Source organism: Arthrobacter crystallopoietes (genome assembly GCF_002849715.1).
GTDB classification, from domain to species: domain Bacteria; phylum Actinomycetota; class Actinomycetes; order Actinomycetales; family Micrococcaceae; genus Crystallibacter; species Crystallibacter crystallopoietes.
The window spans coordinates 4,567,584-4,588,572 of the sequence record NZ_CP018863.1 but is presented as its reverse complement, the minus strand read 5'-3'; the positions used below and the strand labels follow the sequence as shown (position 1 = coordinate 4,588,572).

Sequence of the window (20,989 nt, the reverse complement as noted above, 5' to 3'; positions counted from 1 at the left end):
GCGCAGAGTCGTTTCTGCGCGCGGAATGGGCCGCTGTCGAGTAGCCATCGGCGAAGGGGCATGAACCTCATGACCGGGATAGGTGCGTTGGTCTTGTATATTCTGTGGACAACAGAGTGGCGCATTTCAAGGACCTGAAACGGCACGCCTCCCTTAAAGGAGCCAGCATTGTTGGCCGCCAGCGGTAAGGGGGTGGACATATGCACCTCGTTTCGACAAGACCGAATCGTCGAATGCGCCAGGCCAATCTACATCGCTCGCTCGCATGCTTACGTTGAGGAAGGAGTGCTAGATGTGACGGCCGCTCATATGACTGCCTTTTCACTTGGTGCTCTCTGTACCTCCGGAAGCGCCGCAGCTCGGTCGTGCGGCTGCTCGTATGACATGGTCAGGATCGTCCTAAAGTCATCTTCTGTGAAGCGAATGGTCCTCAGATCCAAGCGTCGGTGGGGCCAAACTGCCCCATAAACTTTTTGCCTAACCGATCGCTCGGGGATTCCGAGGCGCTCCGCCATGTCTTTCGGAGTCAATAGTGTATTCGATGCGGACATTGTCCCTCCAGAGGTTTCTGCTGTTGTTATCTCGGATTCTGAGCATCTTCGGGTTCATTTGCTCTATGCGACCTGATGTCGAACGGCCAGAGCAGTAGCTTGCCCGGAGGCTCTGTCTCCATCATGTGTGCGGCGATGGTAGCAGACGTCATCTCCTATAACCGACATTGCGAGCGATAGTCCTGACCGTCCTCATTCTCTAACCCGGTTCCTGAGGGTGACCGGTTTCTGCGGTGCCTGGGCACGTGCGGCCATGGCGGTGGTCCTTCCTTGGAAAGGGTGCGTCGGGGGAGGGTCAGGCGGCGAACGGATCGTCGTCGTTGCGCATGCGTTCCAGCCTGGCCCGGACCTTCTCGTCCATTCCCGACCGGGAATACATCGGGTGGTCCGCGGGGTGGTCCAGAAGTGGTCCACCGGACCGGTCCACCCGCTGGTCCGGACCGGTCCGCGGGGTGGTCCAGGAAGTGGTCAGCGGGTGGTCCATAGTGGTCCGCCTGGACCGGACCAGCAGCTCAGAGAGGCGGTCCACAATCTGTTGGTCCGCCGGCTGCCTGCCGATGAGAGATCCCAGTGTCCGCGCGAGTTTTTCGCCCTTGAGGACATCTGCCCCGGGCACCTGGAAGAGGATGGTCCGGACCGGCTGGGTGGTCCGGCTGGACCACACAACAACCTTCGGGCGGACCACTTCGGACCGCGTGCGGTCCAGGAAACGGACCAGGCTGGTCCGGGCCATTTCCATGGTCTTTTTCTCGGTGTGGACCACCCGGACCAGACCGCGCCGGTTGGCGCCGCCGAACGTCCAGTAGAGGCCCGGTAGCCACATCTTGGTGTCGAGGATCAGGACCCGTTTGCCGCTGACGACGACGTGGTCGATGTTGGCGCTGATGCCCTTGATCGGGATGCGCAGGTCGTGCAGGACGGCGGCCCGGTCCGCGAACGAATCGAGGAGCTCTGCGGTACGCCGTTCACCGATTGCGCCGATGTTTGCGACGTCCTGGTTCTTCGCCCAGTGAGCGTTGTCGAGTCCGGCCGCGGCGGTGCCGAAGGTTCCGTTCGCCATGCCCGCGCCTAGAGGAAGATCCGCAGGACGAAGTACAGTCCCAGGACGACGAGGATCGCCCCGAGCACCTTGCCGCCGGCGCCGTACATCCAGTCCTGGATGTTCTTGCTTTTCTCGTCGGGGTCGCCACCGAAGCGTTTATTCCAGTTCTCAGCCATGCCCGTCCTATGCAGGCGCGAATGCGCACGGCACCGGTCGTGGAGTCCCGAAAGAGCGCCGGGCGTGGAAGGATTCCACGATGACTGGCAGGCGTAGCCTAGGGTGGAGCAGTGCTTCTCGTCATGCTTGTCGGATGGGTGCTCGTCAGGGTTGCGGCCACGTACGCAGTCCGTCATCCGAGGGGCAGGAACGAGCCTTTTTCGCCGGAGCGGAAGCGATACCTGTCTTTCTTCCTTATCGGTGCAGTTTGCGTGCTCGCTGGTTTCATCGCAGCTTAGGGCCGCCGATATATCTGGGGATACCGTTGGTGTGCCCCACCACAGGTGGGCCGCTCCCGCGCCACCTCCGGCTCGCATCAGAGCCGGAGAAGATACCGTTGCAGAGGCACCAGCTGATGCGCAGGCTCCTTCCAATGTGGTTGTCCTACCGTGTTTAGAGGGGAATACAGCCAGGGACAGTGAAAGGGAGCAGCTGTGTCCAGGAGAGCCATGAGCAAAGCATCGCTCGTGCTGCGAGGCGACGGGCTCTTGCACCTGCAGTGGGAGCCGGGGTCTCGCATCGAGGAAGAGGACGCCAAGGCCGCAATGATCGCAGTCGACAGCATCTGCGAAGACCAACGACATCCGATGCTGGTTGACATGGAGGCCACGGCCTCGGTCAGCCGCGCGGCGAGGACGCTGTTTACACGCCCCAGCGCAGTTTCCCGTATCGCCCTGCTGGGGTCATCCCCGGTCGACCGCGTGATCGTCAATTTCTTCCTGGGAGTGCACACCCCGCCATGTCCCACACGGTTCTTTACCTCGCGCGCCGACGCCATGGAATGGCTTACAGGACCTTGACCATGCCGGTATAGCCGTGACCAGGCACGATCCTGATGCTTGTCGAAGGGATGCATACCGGGGCCGGGAAATCTGCTACTGAATTGGCAGGATCACTATGGGCAGAGTTGTTGTGCCGACCGCCTGTCCTTCATACGCTTGTCAACGGCCGCAGTGTCGCGGCCAGCGAGGGGAGGGGTATGGAATGAAAGACAAGCTGGAAGTACTCGTACGGGTGGACCTGGAATGTGTTTCGGCACGCATCGAAGTCGTCGGTTTGGTAAGCGCCAGAAATGTTACGGCCCTCTTCAATCTCGCCAAACGCGCCAGCTCCATCATCACTGGCCTGGAGGTTGTCCTCGACTTGGGCGGTGCACGCGTGACGCCCGGTGCTCTGGAGCAGCTCACCCAAAGCGCGGCGTCCTGCCACCTGCCTGCGTCCCTGGAGTCAATGCAGACCGACTGCAGACTTGTCATAGTCCCACCCATGGAAGTCGCGTTTACTTCGGCTACAAGCCAGGCAGCCTAGGGGATTCAACCGCTGCGGCTGGGTGACTGCCGGTAGAGCTCGAAGAAGTGCGTGGCCTGCTCTTCCATGCCCAGGTAGTGGAAGGCAGTTTGTCTGTATCCAGTTCTGTGACCTGCCCAGGATTCGGCGGACGGAAAGATGGCGTGCAGCAGAGAATGACGCCCATTACCCTTGAGGATGCCTCCTCGGCCGGTACTGCAAAAGGGTGTCGCGGTGGTTGCCGACCGGGACGAGATGCATGTACTGCGGGTGCATGGAGATGAATCCGCAGACAGCAGGACTCAGCGGCAGCACGGTGAGACCCTTGAGCCCTGCCACCCTGAGGGCGTGGGAAATGAGGCATGGGACGAGGTTGTCGATTCGGTGCTCACGGCTGATGGTTGTTTCGATCAGCCGCATTTCACCGTTCACAAGGCGGTAGCGCAGAAATCCGGCGAGGTGTCCGCCCAGGTAAATCTCAAATTGTTCAGCTGCTTGATTCTGCCGCACCACCGGTTTCACCTTCGTGCCGGGCAGCTGTCCGCAGCCGTCGCCAGCCTCCTTGAGCGGAGTCATCACGGCACGGTCAGGCGAAGTGGCACGAATTCGGGGTGGGGGATTGCAATCATGCTGGGTTTCATGGCGAGGACTTCGATAGATGCTGGAAGCCGGCTGCTCGACTTACGGCCTACCCTAGCCGATCCACCGCCCTGCCGGAAGCGCGATGTGATCACGCTACTCTCGGTGGCGAAAATGCCCTGGCACAGTCCCGGCTATTCAGATCATCGGCGCGGTTTGTACCGGTTCAGGACCATGTACGCGCCCGTGCCCGCCAGCAGGAAACCCAGGACCCCAAGCACCGTCAGCTGTGCGATGATCCCGGCAACAACCGCAACAACAGCGAAACCGGCCACGATGATCAGGAAACCATACACCGTGCGGGCACCTGAACTCTCAGCGGAAGCGTCCCGGCCCAATTTGCGGGCCAGCCCCGGACCGTCAGCGAAGAGCTCCTACTCAAGTTCCTGAAGGCGTCTGCGCTCTTCGTCCGACAACGCCATGGCGGCCTGCTTCCCGGGTGCGGTCTGAACTTCTACGGCAGGACCCGGAGCCTGTCGCTACCCGAATGCGGTCCGCCGTAAATTGTCTAACTATCATTATCGGCCGCGGCCCGGAAGCGGGCCAGAGGGGCTCCCACGAACAGTGCCGCCAGAAGGCGCGAAATGCGGCGTGTTTTCTGGTTGGGCACCACCGGCGCACCCAGGGAAGACAAGCCTACAGCCGCTATACCTGCAGTGACTGCCTGAGGAAGAGCGCCGTCTTTTCTGAAGGTTCGGTGCCGAACTCGAGGTGGAGCATGGAACGGAAATCTCGATAAGTGCGCATCGCCTCTGCCCGGTTGCCGTCGGCGAGCTGGGCTCGCAGTAACAGTTGATAGGCAATTTCGTGAGCAGGATCCAGCTCAATCATCGTCCGCGCCGCGTCAATGGCGTTGTCATTATCTCCGTTTGCCAGAAGACGGACGGCTGCCCTCTCCAGCGCCGCCAGCCGCAGCAGTGTCCATCGCTCCTGCTCATCGATGACCCAGTCCTCATACCATCCCGGCAGCAGTTCAGCTCGGCGCAGCATGGCCATCAAGGACCGCCCCGGAGAGTGGATCTCATGTGAAATCTGTTCACGGAAGTGCTCTAAATCCAGCCGGACCTGCCTGGACAGGGCCAGCTTTCCGTCGCCGATTTCGAGCAGGTCCGGCCACTTCCGCCGGAGGGCACATACCGTGGCGCGCAGGCTTCCCGAAGCCTGCCTTTCTGTAGTTTGCGGCCACAGCATTCCGGCCACTACGTTCCGCGACAGGCTGCCACGCAAAGCCAGCAGGGCCAGCAGCCGCTGCTGCCGGAGGACGACCCGGATCTCCTTGCGGTTATGGCTCAACTGCCAGCCGCCAATGACCTGCAGTTCCCACGACTGGTCAATTCCCATCGCAAATCCCCAAAACCTCTGTGAGGCAAGCCGCGTTTCGGTGCGCGAGCAGGTGCGGCCGTTCCCCAATCCCTGCGATTTACGGATACTCTCTCCGTAGCGAAAACCGTAGCGCGTGCCTTTGCGCCGTTGCCATCCCCAGATTTGGGTGCAGTAGCCGGCGAGGGTAATTTGTGCTGTAGTCTGCGTTTGGCGCCTGGTGTCGACGTGGAATGGTTAAGCGGCTTTCATATAAATCTCCCAGGCCAGTTAGGTCCTCTTCTCGGCAGGCAAAGCTGTGTAGAGGGTAAGGTTCGGACCGTTCATTTCATGCTGTTCGGTCGACGACCAAGGGTAGGTCACTGCAGGTTGATGAGCTTTGCGGCGATGCTTCCCTTGGCACTCGCTATAGCGGCGCCTAATTCTTCTTCACGGCGTTCAATAACCTCAAGCTGGTTCCGCACAATCAGGTCGGTCTCCTGGAGCATGCGCATCAATTGAGGGGCTTCGAGCACGGGCATGAGGCCCCATTCGTTTGCTTCACCGAGTCCGTAGCATTGAGTAACGAGCTCATGGTCGCGAATTACGTCTGTGAGCTGCTTTCTGTCATCGAAGAAGCTGCCCTCGGTTCGTTCTCCAAATCTAAGGTTTTTGACCTCGTCTGAAACGGTCAAGATCATCTGTTGGGTTCCGTCCGGGGCGGGACTACCGTTAGACCATTCGAGGTGCATTACCCAGTCGGGAAAGTCGTGACGGATGTTCTCTATAGATTTTGCGAATTTGGTATGCCGTTGCTGTTTGGCTTCCTCCTTTTCAGAAGTAGCCTGTAGGTTCTCCTTGAGAACGCCATGTGCCTCTTGGAGGGCGGAGGAAAGTTTGTCAATCTCAGTGGAGAAGTCGACTGTCCGCTCAGCTTTCTTTTCGATTTCCACTGTTCCAGAGTTCGAAACACTCCACCAATAATCATTCTCATGGCTGTTTGCTGGCAGAATCTCCCGGACCGTTTGAGCCCACGTCGGATACTCGAGCTCATCAGGGACGTCAGCGATACGAAATACTGCACGTACCCGCTCCGACTGAAGATCCACTTTTACGCAATCCTCAATGTGTGCGGGGCCATCAGCGGAACGTACCAGCCGCGCCTCAACATCGGCTCGATGCCGCCGATTGGGTGTCCACGATTGAGTGGCTCGTTCGTATTCAATGATCCACTCATACGCAAACGACAAGGCCCTTTCGGAGTCCTCGGCGTTCAGCACGTCGCCCTGCTCGGCAATAGTGGATAGGAACCATTCAACCTCGGCTGCATCGATCGAGAAGGCCAAGGTGTCTAGAACTGCCTGCACTTCGTTGAGTTGTCTGCTCAGGTAGTCATGACTCTTTCGGTCGAAAGTCTCGCTCGTCGTAGGTTGCGGCCGCCGCCAATGACCGCGATTGCCTCTTAGTTGTTTCCACCTCGTTAGAGCAGTTCGGTACGCTCTTTCCGCGTGTTTGACGCAAGAGGCGTAGTTGCCCAGATTCCGCTCCAGCTCTGCTTGACGTATATGGTCGCGAAGACTTGCATCTTGGATGGCATCTGACAGGACTACTCGTCGAATATCAATGGAAAATTGCGCGTCAATTAAAGTGGAAACGTACAATTCAGTGGCACTGGCCCAAAGCGGAACCTGGACCCGGTCCGGTTCAAGACCTTCATGCTGGGATGCGTTGCGGGCGCGCCGCAGGTGCCTAATGTCAGGCAGAACAGTTGGCTTCCATGCAGGCCCGATACTTTGAACCAGACGGCTGATCAGATCGTCCAACGTGCCTTTGGTAGGAGCCACACCTCGGGTCACCGCTACAAGCGAACTCACGCGTTCCACAACTGCATCCAGTGCAACTATTGCGGTTCCTCGACGGTACCGGTTCGCGGCCTTCGCACGAGATAAGGCATCCTCAAGCGCCGTGCGGAGTGCGACGAGTTGCTCAACTTCATGTGGTGTCAGCGGAATCACCGTCCCATTGTCATCGAGTTTTGGCCGGACACGAAAACGCAAGCTTCCTAATCATTGGCTCCAGTACCGGAATTTCTAGGCGTGCCGCAGCGGGAGATCATGTCGAACATGGACAGAGGCAAGGCCAGCAAGAGGCAAAGCTGCACCAGAAAGCTGTTCAAGAGCCACAATGCATGTGCGCGTAGCGCGTCCCGTAAGCCGGTCCACCGCAGTTTAGAACTAGGGACTCGCTTCTGCGGACTAGAGGAGCGACGGCACTTGACGATCGCTAAGCCGATGAAGTTGACGGAATTCTCAGTTAGCAAGCAGGGATGCAGGGTCCAAGTTCCGGCTTATCGGTGGCCTGGAGTGCGGATAGCCGCAGAATCGGGAGAAACCCGGTGGCCGGCCTGCATTTTCATCATCCAGCGGCCTACAGCGCCCATCACCCGCATGGACAGCGACCAGTAAACCACTCCGGCGGCCAGCGAGGCCGCCACTGCCAGCGCGGGACTGAAGGGTGCCAGACCGGGGTAGACGAGCCAGTGGGCCAGGTAGGCGTACAGGGAGGAGGCGGCGAGGACACCGAGCAGGCGGTGGCAGCCGTTCGGAACGGGTACGGCCGGTAGCCAGGTCAGCAGGAGAATGCCGGCCAGGATAGTTGCATCGCGGTAGGGGTTATCGAAGAACCCGGGCACGGTTGACGCGGCGATGGCTGACACCAGGATCCGCTGACGCAGGGTCCGCGTCCGCGCCACGGCCCAGCCGAGGGCGAAGAGCCACAGCACAGGTGCGGGATTCGGCGCCGGCAGGATGAGGATCTCGAAGCGGGTCAGCAGCCCGACCGCCGCCAGGGCCAGCGGAAAAGCGAAGGGGAAGCGGCGCTCGGCCCGGGCCGCCCAGGGTATGGCGAGCAGCCCAGCCACGGAGATCAGCACGTAGACCAGCATCTCGATGAACCAGAAGTCCCAGCGGGTGGTCCAGGTCTCCGGCCCCACGAAGGAGTTGAGCAGCACGATGTTCTCCGGGCCGTACCTGTCGGTGAGCAGGTAGGCAACGGCGATGAACGCCACGCTCGGCACGATGATCCGCCCGAGGCTGCGCAGCTGGCGCCTTAGCCTCGGGACCCGGTCACCGCCGAGCTGGAAGCGGGCGAAGTTGTAGCCGGCCACGGCGAAGAGCACATGGGCCATGCCCGGCCAGTGCAGCAGCTGTGCATGGGTGCCGATGATCAGGACGATCCCTGCGGCCCTGAGCAGGACGCCGGTCTCCAGCGGTGCGAAGAACCGCCGCCGCGCCGGCCGGCCGCGCCGGGCCAGGTCCCCGACGGTTAGGAGATGCCAGTCCGGCGGCAGTTGGCCGAGCGCCTTTTCCAGCCGGATCGAGGCGGCCACATAGGACAGGGAGTCACCGCCGAGCGAGACGAACGTGTCCATGTCCTTGACGTCGTCGCACTCCAGCGCGTCGGCGAAGATCGTCCGGACGTCCGCCGGCCCGGCCGGGACGTGCTGGGACGCCGCGGGTTCAGCGTCAGGTGCCGGTTCCGGCCGGGCGAGGGCCAGCACGCCCTGGTAGTCCACCTTCCCGTTGGCCAGCCGGGGGAAGCCGGTGACGGCGTGCAGTTCCACCGCACCGCGCGGGAGTCCGAGCCGCTGGGCGAGTATTTTGCCCAGCAGGGAGGTGTCGTGGTCGCCCTCGACCGCGACCACGAGGCCCCGGTCGGATCCGGCGCCGGCTGCCGGGACCCCGAGTTCGGCGAGGATCTTCTCCACCTGGCCGAGGTCGATGCGCAGGCCGACGATCTTCACGAACCGGCTGCGCCGGCCCACGACCTCGTAGACGCCGGACGGGTGTCTGCGGGCGAGGTCCCCGGTGCGCAGCTCGTCGATGGTGCGGCCTGCCGCGAGGTCTCCCGGGCATTCGGCGTAGCCCAGCATGACATTCGGGCCGGTGTAGACGAGTTCGCCGTCCTCCAGCCCCGGCACCGGATCGATGCGGAAGGCCCCGCCCGGCACAGGAATGCCGATGGTGCCCGGGTTTTCGGCCGCGAGCTGCGGCGGCAAATACGCCATGCGGGCGGTGGCCTCGGTCTGCCCGTACATCACGAACAGGTCCCAGCCGCCGCGCTGGCCCAGCCCGCGGTACCGTTGCGCGGTTGCCGGATCGAGCCGGCCGCCGGCCTGGGTCACGTACCGTAGGCCCGGAAGGTCCATCTGTGAGAACCCGACCCGGTCGAGCAGCTCGAAGGTGTACGGAACGGCCGCGAACGTTGTCGTGCTTTGCTGCCGGAACAGGCCCCAGAAGCAGGGGTCCACCACGGACAGGTCCGTGAGCACCAGCCCGGCGCCGCGCAGCAGGTGGCTGTTGATGACCGAGAGGCCGTAGCAGTAGGACATCGGCAGCGTCGTGGCCGCGCGGTCGCTGGCCCGGATGTCCAGATACCCGGCGATCGACTCGGCGTTGGACTGGAGGTTTTCCCGGGAGAGGCGCACCAGCTTGGGCGAACCGGTGGAGCCGGACGTGCTCAGCAGCAGGGCCAGTTCGGGATGCAGCGCATGGGCCGTCCCCTCACGCCGCACTTCCAGCAGCGGCTGCCCGTTGCCCGGGCGCATGACGACGTCCGGGTCATAGCCGGCCAGGATCGATTCGAGGGCGGCAGGCTTGTCGGCTGGCACGAGGATGAGCGGGTGGCCGCCCGAGAGCGCCGCCAGGTACGCGACGAGCGAATCCACGTCATTGGCCGCCGCCAGCACGGCCAGCCGCCGCACCGGCCCCAGCCGCTGCGCGACATCGTTGACGCGCTCGGCCAGCTCCCGGTAGGTCAGCACCTGGTCCGCCATGAGGACGGCCGGGCGGTCTCCGTGGCGCGCCAGATCGGCAGCGAAGGGGGCGCGGGCAAGGTCCAGCTGTATGGTCACCGGGAAAGCATATTAGCCAAGCCTTACCTAACCTCGTTCATTACGGGTTTATTGCGGGACAGTGGCCGATGTACCCTTTCGCTTCACCCGGGAGCCGGTTGCCGGCGGCGACGTGATGGCCGTGTCGCCAGCAAGCAGTGTGGGTTCTGTGTCCGGGGCCACCGTCACCGCGACGGCCGTTCCTACGGGGTGGCGCACGGTATGCGGCTGCCAGGACCGCACGGTCCGACCGGAGGCAAGGCGCACGGTATGTAGCACAAAGGGCCCGTGGTACTCGACCGCCACGACCCTGGCGGCGGACGCCGGGTCCGCCGCCAGCGCCACTTCGTGGGGCCGCAGCACCACATCCACGTCCACATCGGCGCCGGCCCACCCGGGAAGCGTGGAAACCGCCCCTATCTCGCATGTCAGCACGGCGTTGTGCACATGGGCCGGCAGGAAATCCGCGTCCCCCATGAAGGAGGCGACGAAACGTGTGGCCGGCTGTTCGAACACGCGCTCCGGGGTGTCGACCTGCTCCATCCGCCCGTTGCGCATGACGATCACGCGGTCGCCCACTGAGAGCGCCTCGGTCTGGTCATGGGTCACGAGGATTCCGGTGGTGCCGGTCTCGCGCAGCACGGCGACGGTATCGGCCCGGACCTGCGCGCGCAGGCTTTCGTCCAGGCTGGAGAAGGGTTCGTCGAGGAGCACGACCGCCGGTTGGGGTGCCAGGGCCCGGGCGAGGGCCACACGCTGGGCTTCGCCGCCGGAGAGTTCGTGCGGGTACCGGCCGGCGAGATGGGGCAGGCGCACGAGTTCAAGGACTTCGGACACCCGGGCCCTGCGGCCGGAACGGGGACTGCGGTGGAGGCCGAATGCGACGTTCTGCGCCACGGTCAGGTGCGGGAACAGGGCGTGGTCCTGAAACACCAGGCCGACGCGGCGCCGTTCCGGCGGCTGGAAACGGGTGCGGCCGGCTACCACTTCGCCGGCGATCCGGACCGAGCCCGCGTCCGGGCGCTCCAGCCCGGCGATGAGCCGCAGCGCGGTGGACTTGCCGCAACCCGAGGGCCCGATCATGGTGATCAGTTCCCCGGGCGCGGCGGTCAGGTACAAGGAGTCGATAGCAGGTGTTGTGCCGTAATGCTTGGCTGCCCCTTCAAGTACGAGGGCAGGAGTGCTCTGATCGTTCGCGGCGGTTCTGCGGGTGAGGAAGCCGAGTGCGGATCCCATGTTCATCAGTGCTCCTTCCGGCGGTTTTCGGTCAGGCGTACCTGGCGGAACAGAAAGAACACCGGAACCACCGCGAGGGAAACTATCACCAGGGCCGGCAATGCGGCCTTTTCCCAAAAGTTTTCCCGGGCCAGTTCGTAGGTCCAGACGGACAGGGTGCTGAATCCGAACGGGCGCAGCAGCAGCACGAGGGGCAGTTCTTTGACGGCGTCGATGGACACCAGCACCAGTGCGACGGCGACGCCGGGCCGTACCAGCGGCAGGTGTACCCGGGCCAGGACGCGGGCCGGCCCGGCGCCGAGGCTGAGCGCGGAGCGGGTGATCGACGGCGGAACTTTAGCGAAGCTGGCGTCCACGGCTTGGTAGGCGGGGGCCAGGAAATGCACCGTGTAGGAGTACAGGATGCCCAGTACGGAACCTGTGACCAGCAGGCCGGTGCCGCCGGCCACGCCGACGGCCTCCAGCAGGTCATCCAGGACGGTGAAGGCCAGGAGCACGCCGATGCCGACCACGGCGCCGGGGACCGCGTAGCCGAACGTGGTCAGCTGCGCGGCGCCGCGCACCAGGGCGCCGCCGCCGAGCCGGAGGCTGTGCCCTATCACCACGGCAACCAGCGCACATGCCAGGGCGACCATCACGGCCAGGACCACGCTGTTGGCCAGGTAATCGGCGAACTGTTCGGCACGCAGCGGGACCGGCCCGGCCGCGAGCTCCCCGACAGCCCACCACAGCAGCTGAAGGGCCGGGAGCAGGAATCCGGCGCCAAGCACGCCCAGGCAGGCACCGGTGGCGGCCCACCCCTGCCATCCTTTGAGCCGCACGGTTTCCAGGCCCTGCCCGCGGCCGCCGCGCTGGTGGAACCGTGCCCGGCCGCGCATCAGCCGTTCCCCGGCCAGCACCGCCACGGCGAACAGCAGGACCAGCACGGAGAGCTGGCTGGCCAGCTGGAAGTCGAAACTGCCTTTCCAGACCAGGTAAACCCCTACCGAGATAGTTTTCACGTTGAAGTACTGCACGGTGGCGAAATCGGTGAGGGTTTCCATCATCACCAGCGCCAGCCCGGCGGCCAGGGACGGGCGCGCCAGCGGCAGCAGCACCGTCCACAGTGCACGGGCCCGTCCCGCGCCAAGCGTGCGGGCGGCGTCGTACGGTCCCGGCGCCTGCTCCAGCAGGGCGTTACGTGCCAGCAGATAGACGTACGGGTAGAGCGTCAGGGTCATCACAAAGACGGCGCCGGGCAGCGAGCGGACCTGCGCAATCCCCGCCTCGGCACCCAGGACTGCGCGCAGCACGGCCTGCACCGGGCCGGCCACATCGAAGACGGAGAGAAAAATGAAACCAAGGATGTACGCGGGCATGGCCAGCGGAAGCACGAGCAGCCACACCAGCACGTTCCGCAACGGGAAGCGGTAGGCGGTCACCAACCAAGCCAGCCCGCCGCCCACCACAAGGGTTCCGGTACCGACGCCAAGCATCAGTCCCAGCGTGGTCAGCAGCATGCCACCGAGGCCGCGCGGCAGATCGGCGCCGGTGAGCCCGGTGAGCCCGTCGACTGCCACGGCCACCACGGGTGCGGCGACGGCTGCGGCCGCCACGAAAACCATGAACGACCAGAGCGGGCGCCCTGCGCCGAACTTGCGGAAGCCGTGTTTACCGCGGGGCCTCCGCCGTGACGGCGGGGCTTTCCCCGGCTCCGTGAGGACGGGGGCTTCGCTCACTCGTAGCCGGCCTCGGCGAGCAGGTCGATCGCCTCCGCGTTGAGGTCACCGTAGGCTTCTGCGTTCAACGGCATGCGCTTGAACTCGCCGAATTCCGCGATCCGCGGCTCCGGTTCCGCATCCGGGTTCACCGGGAACTCGTAGCTCGCATCGACAAAGGCGTTCTGCCCTTCGGACGCGATCCACTCGAGCAGTTGCCTGGCCTGCTCCGGGTTGTCCGAGCCCTCGACGACGCCGGCACCGGAAATATTCACGTGGGTGCCCGCACCCTCCTGGCTGGCCCAGTGCAGGCTGACGTTCAGGTCGGGGTTTTCGGCCTGTTCGCGGGCCACATAGTAGTGGTTGCTGATGCCTGCATCGCACTGGCCGGCGTCGATGGCCTCCAGCAGCAGGACATCGTTGCTCATGATCTGCACATCGTTGGAAACCCAGCCACGGACGATCTCCAGCGCCCGGTCCCGGCCGTGCAGATCGATCAGGCTCGCCACGAGGGACTGGGTGTAGGCCGAGGTCGCGTCGCGCATGCACAGACGGCCCTTCCACTTCGGGTCTGCCAGCCCGGCATAGGTATCCTTCGCATCGAATTCCTCCGGGTCGACAGCGTCGGGATTGTAGGCGACGGTGCGCGCACGCATCGCAAGGCCGTACCAGGACCCCTCGGGGTCACGGAGGTCCTCCGGGACCGCTTGATCCAGCGTCTCGGATTCCAGAGCCGCAAGTTCACCCTGCCGCGCCGCGTTCCAGAGGTTTCCGGCATCAACGGTCATGAAAAGATCAGCCGGCGTATCCTCACCCTCGGCCTTGAGCCGCTCCAGCAGTTCCGCATCACCCCCGCTGATGAACTCCACCGTGATGCCGGTCTGGTTCGTGAACTCGCTGAAGGCCGCTTCAAGGTCATAATGCCGGGCAGTGTAGACCTGCAGGTCGGCAGATTCCGCCCCGACCCCGGGCACTCCGCAGCCGGAGACGCCGGTCATCACGACGGCCAGAAATCCGGTGGTTCCAAGCAGGGAACGACGACGCATCAAAAGGTTCTCCTCAGGGCTAAAGAAAGGGCGGCTTCGAGCCGAAAGATAGGCGAGCCTCACCATACAACGCCCAGCGCGCCGAGCCATAGCAGAACTCTAAATGCTCACTAAAATGACGCGGGGCGCAGTACAGCGGTGATCTCATGGGTCTGCTCGCGCGCTTACCGAATCGGCACTGTCCGGTCGTCTGTTATCGACAGAGGGCGGGTAAAGCTGCCAACGGCTCTTAGTCGCCCTCCGCCACCGCCGTCTAAAGCCGGAGGAAGTAGCGCCGGAATCCGAGTACGAGCTAGCCGTCGGTCGCGCCGTCGCGCTGAATGCGGCCGGTGCCCAGCTGTTTGTCGGTAGCTGCCTTCTTACGCTTGGCAACGACGAGCACGGAGACTGCGACGGCCGCGAACACGCCGCCCAAGGAGATTGCGAAGATCGCGGTGGAGGATGATTCCATGGGAGCCACTATGCCGTAAACGCACAGGCCGGAGCTACTGATTTACATCCGGTCGCGGAGAGCATGCTACACGCCGCCGCCCCGCCAGAGTCACCGCCGGCGCTGCCGCTTGAATCGATATGCCCGCCTAACGGGCCCATGGTGTAGGCACCAGGGGACGACCAGTCGGAGCGTTGCCACAGTTGGACGTGCGCGGCCGGCCTGCGATCGGCACGAGTCGACAGCACCAGCTATACTATGGCGGCCACTACGAGGACGAGCATGACGATGGCGAATCCCATGTTGAACTCCTGTCGTTGACCTCACGTAGGGGCAACGGTTGCGGCAGACAATAGGGGAGAAGCCCGGCAGCACGCTTCCTCATTGAACGCAACGACCTCGGGAGGCTGGGTCAGTTTTTAGGCCAGATAACTTTCTCTCCCATCAATTCCAGGAACGATGTGAACTCCTCCACGCTCAGCTCGCCCCGGGGAACCGCACTGGCGATGCCGTCTCGCCTTGACCACATGAACGGCGCACCGGTCTCAGGTTTCATGGAATAGATCGTCATGTCCATGCCGGCAAGTTCCGCTATCAACGTGGACCTGTGCGGTGGCGGTGTCTGGGCAATCTTGTTTGCCAAGCCCTCCCGCTCCCGTTGATATTCCCCAAAGGACAAAGGCACCGCGACCACTCCGTGCCCACGGCCGCGCGGGTTGATGTCCCTAAGCATCAGCGCCAACGGGGTAGCCTCGCCGCCTGTCATCCGGTTCAGGCAAAAGCGCTGGTCTGCAGCCTTCTCTGCGCGCTCTTCAGGGGCGTACGGGTTGCTGCTGCGGGCAGCGTAAATCCTAGTGTTGTCCAGGGCGCGCAGCTCGTCCACGGGGAAGATCGAGGTGTACATGCTCCTGCCATAGATCAACCGGTCGAAAGACTTGCGGCCGCCCCAGTGCTGCTTGATCCGCTTGCGGACATTCCGCGACTGCCCGATGTAGAACTGCTTGTACTCGTCGAAGACCATGACGTACGCACCCTCAACATCGTCCCAATCGGGCAGCGACTCGACGGGCTTGAACGTCCGCCCCTTCGCGAGAACATGCTCCAACGCAGTCTCGAGCTCGTCCGCGTCCAAGGACTCGAAATACCGCATGGACAGGTCAAAATTCCTCAGCGCCGTGTCGCGCTGCACCAGAAGATAAGCGTCCGAGTGCTGGGCATGGTCCTCGTCCCGATACGCCCACGCTGTGTTCTCCCACGACTGGTCGCTGAAGTGCGCTCGATTAGGCTTTCGCTTCTGCGAACGGCTCGGGAACGCGTATAAGTCCCGGATCATTTTATGGCCGATCTGCGGTCCGCGAAGCAGCTCACCTAAGTGCTCACACCCCAGGCGATATGGGCGGTCCGGATCTGCCATTGGTGGGCTCTTTCTTGGCGCGGCCTTTTGTGGCACGGGCCGGTCGACTGATGGGCATCTCGGCCATGAACCACCAAGGCTAGTACTCACCCGATAAGAATGCCGTCGACGCCATGCAGCGCTCGGGTACGGCCAGCAAGTCGACTCACGCCTTCTGGCCTCGAACACGCCCATTGGTCCGGGGCTTGTCCTAGTCTTGGCGCATGCAGCTGTCGGTAGTGCTCATCGTGGTCGGACTGATCCTGGGACTTCCGACCATCATGTACCGGTACGCGCGGCCACGCCGGGCGGGCGAGCCCTTCGGGCACGTGCGGACTGTCTTTCTGACTCTGAGCCTGGTCGGGATGCTTCTCGCACTCGTCGGAGCGGCGCAGCTCTTCGGCATCTAAGCAGACAGGATTCTTGAGCAGATTTTGAGGAAAAGCAGGCAAGGGTCCAGCGCTGGGGGAGCCATACTGATGCTCTGCTGCAGAAGAAGCAGGGTCACGTAAATACGGCGGTGAAGCCGTGAGCGAGGTCGTTGTCGGGGACAGGACAGTCGTAATGAGCGCTCAGGGGAATGCAGTTTCGGATGTCGTAATGGTCAGCGGCCAAACAATGTTCGCGGAGCTGCTCTGCCAAGCGGTCGGCGGTCAGACGGATCTGAACCCCGCAGGGTTCGCAGTGACTGTCGAGAGCGCTGTTGCGTTGTGTGCCGGGGCTGCTCCGGACGCCGTTGTCGTGGACGGTACGCTTCCCGACGGAGATGGACTTGATGCAGCCGAGCGGATCCTCGCTGTTGTTCCTTCAGCGAGAATAATTTTACTGACAACAGGCCCTGGCCGTGACGTCCTGTCTCGTGCCGTGGAGGCAGGGGTCAGCGGGCTGCTCCCGATGAGCGGATCGCTGGGCGGGTTGCTGGACGCGATCCGCAGTGCCCGTCCGGGAGCAATGACAGTTCATCCTTCCCTGCTGGTGCCCGCGGTCCGATCGGTCAACTCAGAGGAAATCCCCGTGCTGACCCGTCGGGAGAGGCAAGTGCTGACTTTCCTGGCTGAAGGCAGTGACGTGCCGACCACGGCCCGGGCACTCAACATCACCCAGAACACCTGCCGGGGCTATGTGAAATCAATCCTGGCCAAGCTCGGCGCGCACTCCCAGCTGCAGGCAGTAGCCTTTGCCCGAAGACTGCAGCTGCTGGCCTGACGGCACCAGGGGCTGGCCAATTCATGAGAGCGCCGTGTTACGGCTTGGGTGCTTCCGCGGGCGCGATGGCGATAGCCCATTGGCCCTGCGTTTCCGTGCCCTCGACGGCGATGGTGATCTGACTGGCGGGAAGCTCCATGGTGGTTGTCACCTCGGAGCCGCAGTCCGTGTTGCCGGTTCCGAGATCACCGTCCGCCGATGTTACCGTCACGGTCATCGAGTCGGTTCCCTCGCAGGCCATCCCGATGTCGTACCAGCCTGCGTTCCCGGGCGTGAAGTCCATTCCCGCGCCGGGCCCGATGCCGCCGGCCGCACTGTGAACGCCGGGCGCACCCCAGCGCTTTTCGCCGAACTGCTGCTTCGCCCACTCATTGGGATCCTGCTCGACCGGGGGAGCTGCTTCCTGCGAGGTTCCTGCGGACCCGCAAGCGGTCAGGAGAAAGATCAAGGATGCGGTAAGGGCGCCGAGCGCCGGACGAGTGGCCATGACCCGCAGCCTACCTGAATTGTCGGAGCATGGGCCTGGCAAAGCCGGCCCTATGATCAGCAGCCGCGACAGCTGCACCGCGTAGACTGCGGCCATGCCCAATGGCGTCCTGGACCCGAACAAAAAGAGCACCCGCATCATCTCGGCGGTGCTGGCCGTGCTGCTCGGCTGGCTCATCGTCGGGTACCCAGCCGCCATGCTGGCCCTCGTCGCGATGTTCAGCTTCAGCGGCTGCGTCCTTGAATGCTCGGAGCCCGACGCGTTGGCCGGCACCCTTTTCCTGGGGGCGGCGATCATCCTTGTTGCCGGGCCGGTGCTGATCGGCTGGAGCATCTTGAGGCCGGGCTCTTCCACATGGAAGATCGGCGTCGGCGGCGTCGCTCTTCTGGTCGCAGTAGGGCTCGTCGGGGTCCTGGCCGGCGCGCTGTAAGCGCGGAGGCGGCGTATCATGCGGAAGGGAGCAGTACCTCTCATCGCTCTGCTGTCAGCATCACTTACCGGGTGCATGCCGCAAGCGTGTCCAGCTATCGGCTGGTCCAACGGCCTGACGGTGGAGCTGGCCGGGGATGCTTCGCGCGTCCACCTCGTCGAGGTGTGCTCCGGTGATGTTTGCTCCCGGCCCATTCAGCGCGCACCGGACGCCTTCGAAACGGCGGTCCCAAAGTCGTCCCCGAGCATGGTTACTGAGCCAGAGGCAGCTGAGGAGCTCTCGTCTTACTTTTCCTCCCGGGTTGATGACGACACATGGGAGATCGGATTCAACATGGATGTCCCGTCTGCAGTCACCGTCTGTGCGCTGTCATCCGATGGCAAGATCCTGGCCGAGGAAGACCAAGCGCTCGAGTGGACCCGGGTCGGAGGCAGTGAACGCTGGGGCGGCCCCATGGAGACTGACCCTGTCGTTCTCAATCTTTGACGCGTCCGCCTGATGATCCGGGAACAAACCGATCTCGGGCCGCCAGCAGAACCCGGTCGTACTCGGCTTCGTCGAATACGAAGTCCACAGCGTTTTCGATCCGGTAAGTCTCGGCTGAGAGCGAGTCGTCCCAGCCGATGCCTGACCAGAAGACCTTTCCGTTGCCGCGTCGGATGTCGGCGGTCACTCCGCCGCAGCCTTCGTCCCAGCAGCCCGCGCAGAACAACAGCCAGCCGCGGTTCCAGTACTGGTGCGGCCGGCGGCCAAGAAGGCGGTCGATCTGTTCGACGGCGAGGTCCGGCCGGGCCGGCGTAAGCAGGGAGACCTCTTCCGGTGGCCAGTCCACGGCTTCCCATTCCTGGATCCAGGTGCGCAGCAGTTTGCCGTCGATCACGAACTCAAGGTGAACCTGGATGGACTCTTCAGCCCGCCGAAAGAAGAGCAGCCGTCGTTTCCACACCGTCATCGGCACGCGCTGCTCTACAAGGGTCAGGACGTTGGTCATGCCGCCATTATGGCGGACGTCCAGTCCTGCCTCAGTCTTGACCTGCTTCCCCGCGGTAGACGTGCTTCATCAGTGCGCCCAGGCTCATCGTGTCTGCCGCAAGTTCGACCACTCCGTTGTCCGTGTCCAGCTGGATGACCTCCTGGCTTCCGCGAAGCGCCTTGCGTTCATCGCGCGGCAGCTCGAACTGCTCGGGCACCGAGCGCACCTCAACAATTTTGGGGGCTCCGGCTTGGTCTGTGCAGAAAGGCTCCAGGGAATTGTTGGGGCGGAAAACGATGGTGCCATGCTTCAGCTCGGCTGATCCTGGCGTCCAGCGTTCACGCAGCGAGCCCCGCATGGCTTTCGGATACCGGATGAGGCAGTCGATGATGCCGTAGTCCTCGGCATCCCTGGCGAGCCGGGCCGTCCTGCGGCGTCTCACCTCGGTGCCCATAACGCCTCCGACGATGAGTAATATCAGGGAGCCGACGGCCAGTCGCGGCAGTAGGTCCGCATTGGGCATCAGTATGTTGGCCGGGATGAGTGCGACGAGCGGGAGCCACCAAATGGAATGGTCGGCTATCCGTTCGAGCCTGCTCTTAGGCGTCCTCGGAGGTGCTTCCCAATTGACCATGCCCCATTGTTGCCTGATGGTCTTTGGATAACCCGAGCACAGGAAGACGGCAGGCCTGTCGTGGTGTTCCAGCCGCTTACCGGGTGATGCGCAGCCGGCAGTTGTGCTTTGGCGGCGACGCCGACCGCCTCACCCAGGGCACGGCCCTCGGTCTTCTCCGGACGGTGAACAGACTCCGATTCCTGTCCGCTGTCGGCCCGGCTTTTCAGTGGGAATCAGACGGGGGCCTCTTGGCATCGACCCCGGTTTTTTTGAGTGACGGGATCGTCAATGACCTCGCGCCCTGTTGATCATGGGGCTTCCTCTTCGAATAGTCGGATTTGAAGTCTGGGGGATGACCTGATGGAGGCAACGAACGGATCTTTCTCGTCTTCCCACTGCTCCGGACCAATACGCTGGATGTTGGTCTCGATCTTCAACCGCCGGCTGGCCTGCTCGGCGGCCTGAAAAAGGTCGCGCCGGGGCGGGTGGCCGATGACCGCTACGTCGAGGTCGCCCACGTGGCCGACAGCCTGGCCCGAGTACCGCGCCGCCCAGGAGCCGAAGATGAACGCATCAGAGATCCCTGAAATCCGACTGAGTATGTCCGGCAGGATAGCCAGCGGTCCGTAGCCGAAAAGGGCAATGTCGGCGAGCTGCTGAAAAACCGGGTGATCTATTGCAGCCCGGACAAGGCGGCTATTGCCTACCCTTTTCTCATGCAGAAATGCGGCCTTCACCAGCCGATCAACGTCCCGCTGGATGGTGGGAGGGCTGACGCCTACGCCTTTCGCCAAGGAACGAAGGGAGTACTCCCTATCCGGATGGAGAAAGAGTTCCGCCAGCAGCCTGCCTTGGGTTTCGGAACGTAGAAGGGGCATGATTCCTGACGCCGTAGGTTTCATAGAACATAATCTACGTTAGGTTTTATGTAACAACCGCTCTGCTGCCCGGCCACCTCACGGCCAATGCCCTCAGTAGACACTGGCGCTCCAAAACTCGATTCCGGCTTCTGAGTCCATGCCATCAGGTGTGTTGTATTCAGGAGCTATGTTGAGGTCGTCCACGCGCTCTTTCCTCGTGACCGGCCTGTAAAAGACGGTAAGTTGCGTGCCGGGTATGGAAGGAGAGATAGGAGGGATACTTTTTTGCCGCGTTCGTACGGAAACACCGGAGCGCCCGCGCCGTTCAGCACTTGTACTTCGGCACCGGAAAAGTTGAGCAGGTGCGTAATCCAGACCGGCATTTTCTGACGCCGCTCCAACTCCCAAACGTCGGTGTTCAGCTTCGTCAGCTTCCATGGGTCCGTGTCGCGTTCACGCTTGTGGGCCAACCAAGCCAGAATGAGGCCGGGAATACCAAGGAACACAGCCACGGCAAGCGAGATAAGACCGATCCACTCTACGACGGCTAAGTCATTCAATATTTCAGCCATGCTCTCACCGTATCGGAGCAGCACTGCTAAGCATCGTATGGACCACGCCCTGGCCCCAGCGAGACCGGATGCGCCTTCCGAGTTGGGGATCAAGGTCGAAACGGATCCACTACACAAG

The 20,989-nt window shown here is 63.0% G+C and carries 23 protein-coding genes; 6 read left to right on the top strand and 17 right to left on the bottom strand.

Annotated features, from left to right (window positions below):
- Window positions 1–846: 846 nt before the first annotated feature.
- Window positions 847–1,611 carry a nuclease-related domain-containing protein gene (locus tag AC20117_RS21125; RefSeq protein WP_074701795.1) on the bottom strand — a complete coding sequence of 255 codons (765 nt, stop codon included), beginning with the start codon at window positions 1,609–1,611 and terminating at the stop codon, window positions 847–849.
- Between the two features lie 8 nt (window positions 1,612–1,619).
- Window positions 1,620–1,769 carry a hypothetical protein gene (locus tag AC20117_RS23455; protein WP_158300499.1) on the bottom strand — a complete coding sequence of 50 codons (150 nt, stop codon included), beginning with the start codon at window positions 1,767–1,769 and terminating at the stop codon, window positions 1,620–1,622.
- 489 nt (window positions 1,770–2,258) lie between these two features.
- Between AC20117_RS23455 and AC20117_RS21120 the strand changes: the two genes are divergently transcribed.
- Together AC20117_RS21120 and AC20117_RS21115 are read left to right on the top strand one after the other, a co-directional pair.
- Window positions 2,259–2,609, top strand: a complete 351-nt coding sequence (locus tag AC20117_RS21120) for a DUF7793 family protein (RefSeq protein WP_074701796.1) — start codon at window positions 2,259–2,261, stop codon at window positions 2,607–2,609.
- Between the two features lie 184 nt (window positions 2,610–2,793).
- Window positions 2,794–3,117 (top strand): hypothetical protein, encoded by a 324-nt coding sequence (locus AC20117_RS21115; protein ID WP_074701798.1) that lies wholly within the window; start codon window positions 2,794–2,796, stop codon window positions 3,115–3,117.
- Between the two features lie 165 nt (window positions 3,118–3,282).
- Here the strand turns inward: AC20117_RS21115 and AC20117_RS21110 are convergent, their stop codons facing one another.
- The 10 genes from AC20117_RS21110 to AC20117_RS21070 all read right to left on the bottom strand — a co-directional run bounded on the left by AC20117_RS21110 (window position 3,283) and on the right by AC20117_RS21070 (window position 15,748).
- The gene (locus AC20117_RS21110) at window positions 3,283–3,672 is read right to left on the bottom strand and encodes a GNAT family N-acetyltransferase (RefSeq protein WP_074701799.1); all 390 of its coding nucleotides are present in this window, start codon (window positions 3,670–3,672) and stop codon (window positions 3,283–3,285) included.
- 206 nt (window positions 3,673–3,878) lie between these two features.
- Entirely contained in the window at window positions 3,879–4,073 is a 195-nt protein-coding gene (locus AC20117_RS21105; RefSeq protein ID WP_236777395.1) for a hypothetical protein, read from the bottom strand.
- Between the two features lie 307 nt (window positions 4,074–4,380).
- Window positions 4,381–5,145, bottom strand: coding sequence for an AfsR/SARP family transcriptional regulator (locus AC20117_RS21100; RefSeq protein WP_139186814.1), 765 nt, complete (start codon window positions 5,143–5,145; stop codon window positions 4,381–4,383).
- A gap of 269 nt (window positions 5,146–5,414) precedes the next feature.
- The gene (locus tag AC20117_RS23450) at window positions 5,415–7,049 is read right to left on the bottom strand and encodes a hypothetical protein (protein WP_139186815.1); all 1,635 of its coding nucleotides are present in this window, start codon (window positions 7,047–7,049) and stop codon (window positions 5,415–5,417) included.
- A 332-nt stretch (window positions 7,050–7,381) separates the two neighbouring features.
- Window positions 7,382–9,946 (bottom strand): AMP-binding protein, encoded by a 2,565-nt coding sequence (locus tag AC20117_RS21090; protein ID WP_074701804.1) that lies wholly within the window; start codon window positions 9,944–9,946, stop codon window positions 7,382–7,384.
- Window positions 9,947–9,994: 48 nt separating this feature from the next.
- Window positions 9,995–11,167 carry an ABC transporter ATP-binding protein gene (locus AC20117_RS21085; RefSeq protein WP_074701805.1) on the bottom strand — a complete coding sequence of 391 codons (1,173 nt, stop codon included), beginning with the start codon at window positions 11,165–11,167 and terminating at the stop codon, window positions 9,995–9,997.
- Window positions 11,167–12,879, bottom strand: a complete 1,713-nt coding sequence (locus AC20117_RS21080) for an ABC transporter permease (protein ID WP_083339819.1) — start codon at window positions 12,877–12,879, stop codon at window positions 11,167–11,169. Before AC20117_RS21080 ends, AC20117_RS21085 begins: the two co-directional genes overlap by 1 nt.
- A complete protein-coding gene (locus AC20117_RS21075; protein ID WP_074701806.1) occupies window positions 12,876–13,904 on the bottom strand; it encodes an extracellular solute-binding protein in 1,029 nt (342 codons plus the stop codon). Before AC20117_RS21075 ends, AC20117_RS21080 begins: the two co-directional genes overlap by 4 nt.
- A gap of 292 nt (window positions 13,905–14,196) precedes the next feature.
- Window positions 14,197–14,355 carry a hypothetical protein gene (locus AC20117_RS23445; RefSeq protein ID WP_158300498.1) on the bottom strand — a complete coding sequence of 53 codons (159 nt, stop codon included), beginning with the start codon at window positions 14,353–14,355 and terminating at the stop codon, window positions 14,197–14,199.
- A gap of 391 nt (window positions 14,356–14,746) precedes the next feature.
- Window positions 14,747–15,748 (bottom strand): GIY-YIG nuclease family protein, encoded by a 1,002-nt coding sequence (locus AC20117_RS21070; RefSeq protein ID WP_074701807.1) that lies wholly within the window; start codon window positions 15,746–15,748, stop codon window positions 14,747–14,749.
- Window positions 15,749–15,951: 203 nt separating this feature from the next.
- Here AC20117_RS21070 and AC20117_RS21065 point away from each other — a divergent pair, with 203 nt between their 5' ends.
- Complete coding sequence (locus AC20117_RS21065; protein WP_074701809.1) at window positions 15,952–16,137, top strand: hypothetical protein; 186 nt, start codon at window positions 15,952–15,954, stop codon at window positions 16,135–16,137.
- Between the two features lie 154 nt (window positions 16,138–16,291).
- Complete coding sequence (locus tag AC20117_RS21060; RefSeq protein WP_074703346.1) at window positions 16,292–16,933, top strand: response regulator transcription factor; 642 nt, start codon at window positions 16,292–16,294, stop codon at window positions 16,931–16,933.
- Between the two features lie 37 nt (window positions 16,934–16,970).
- Here AC20117_RS21060 and AC20117_RS21055 read toward each other — a convergent pair whose 3' ends face one another.
- Window positions 16,971–17,420, bottom strand: a complete 450-nt coding sequence (locus tag AC20117_RS21055) for a hypothetical protein (protein WP_139186816.1) — start codon at window positions 17,418–17,420, stop codon at window positions 16,971–16,973.
- A 94-nt stretch (window positions 17,421–17,514) separates the two neighbouring features.
- On the opposite strand from AC20117_RS21055, the gene AC20117_RS21050 reads away from it, so the two are divergent.
- Both AC20117_RS21050 and AC20117_RS23440 read left to right on the top strand, forming a co-directional pair.
- On the top strand, window positions 17,515–17,850 hold the full coding sequence (locus AC20117_RS21050; RefSeq protein ID WP_074701812.1) for a hypothetical protein: 336 nt from the start codon (window positions 17,515–17,517) through the stop codon (window positions 17,848–17,850).
- Between the two features lie 246 nt (window positions 17,851–18,096).
- Complete coding sequence (locus tag AC20117_RS23440) at window positions 18,097–18,336, top strand: hypothetical protein (RefSeq protein WP_139186817.1); 240 nt, start codon at window positions 18,097–18,099, stop codon at window positions 18,334–18,336.
- Here the strand turns inward: AC20117_RS23440 and AC20117_RS21040 are convergent.
- The 4 genes from AC20117_RS21040 to AC20117_RS21020 all read right to left on the bottom strand — a co-directional run bounded on the left by AC20117_RS21040 (window position 18,326) and on the right by AC20117_RS21020 (window position 20,871).
- Window positions 18,326–18,841 carry a hypothetical protein gene (locus tag AC20117_RS21040; protein WP_074701815.1) on the bottom strand — a complete coding sequence of 172 codons (516 nt, stop codon included), beginning with the start codon at window positions 18,839–18,841 and terminating at the stop codon, window positions 18,326–18,328. The two genes, AC20117_RS23440 and AC20117_RS21040, sit on opposite strands and share 11 nt — an antisense overlap.
- A 31-nt stretch (window positions 18,842–18,872) precedes the next feature.
- Window positions 18,873–19,457: a hypothetical protein gene (locus AC20117_RS21035; protein ID WP_074701816.1), complete on the bottom strand. Its 585-nt coding sequence runs from the start codon at window positions 19,455–19,457 to the stop codon at window positions 18,873–18,875.
- A gap of 290 nt (window positions 19,458–19,747) precedes the next feature.
- Window positions 19,748–20,176 carry a hypothetical protein gene (locus AC20117_RS21025; protein ID WP_158300497.1) on the bottom strand — a complete coding sequence of 143 codons (429 nt, stop codon included), beginning with the start codon at window positions 20,174–20,176 and terminating at the stop codon, window positions 19,748–19,750.
- Window positions 20,177–20,484: 308 nt separating this feature from the next.
- Window positions 20,485–20,871: a hypothetical protein gene (locus AC20117_RS21020; protein WP_074701820.1), complete on the bottom strand. Its 387-nt coding sequence runs from the start codon at window positions 20,869–20,871 to the stop codon at window positions 20,485–20,487.
- Window positions 20,872–20,989 lie beyond the last annotated feature (118 nt).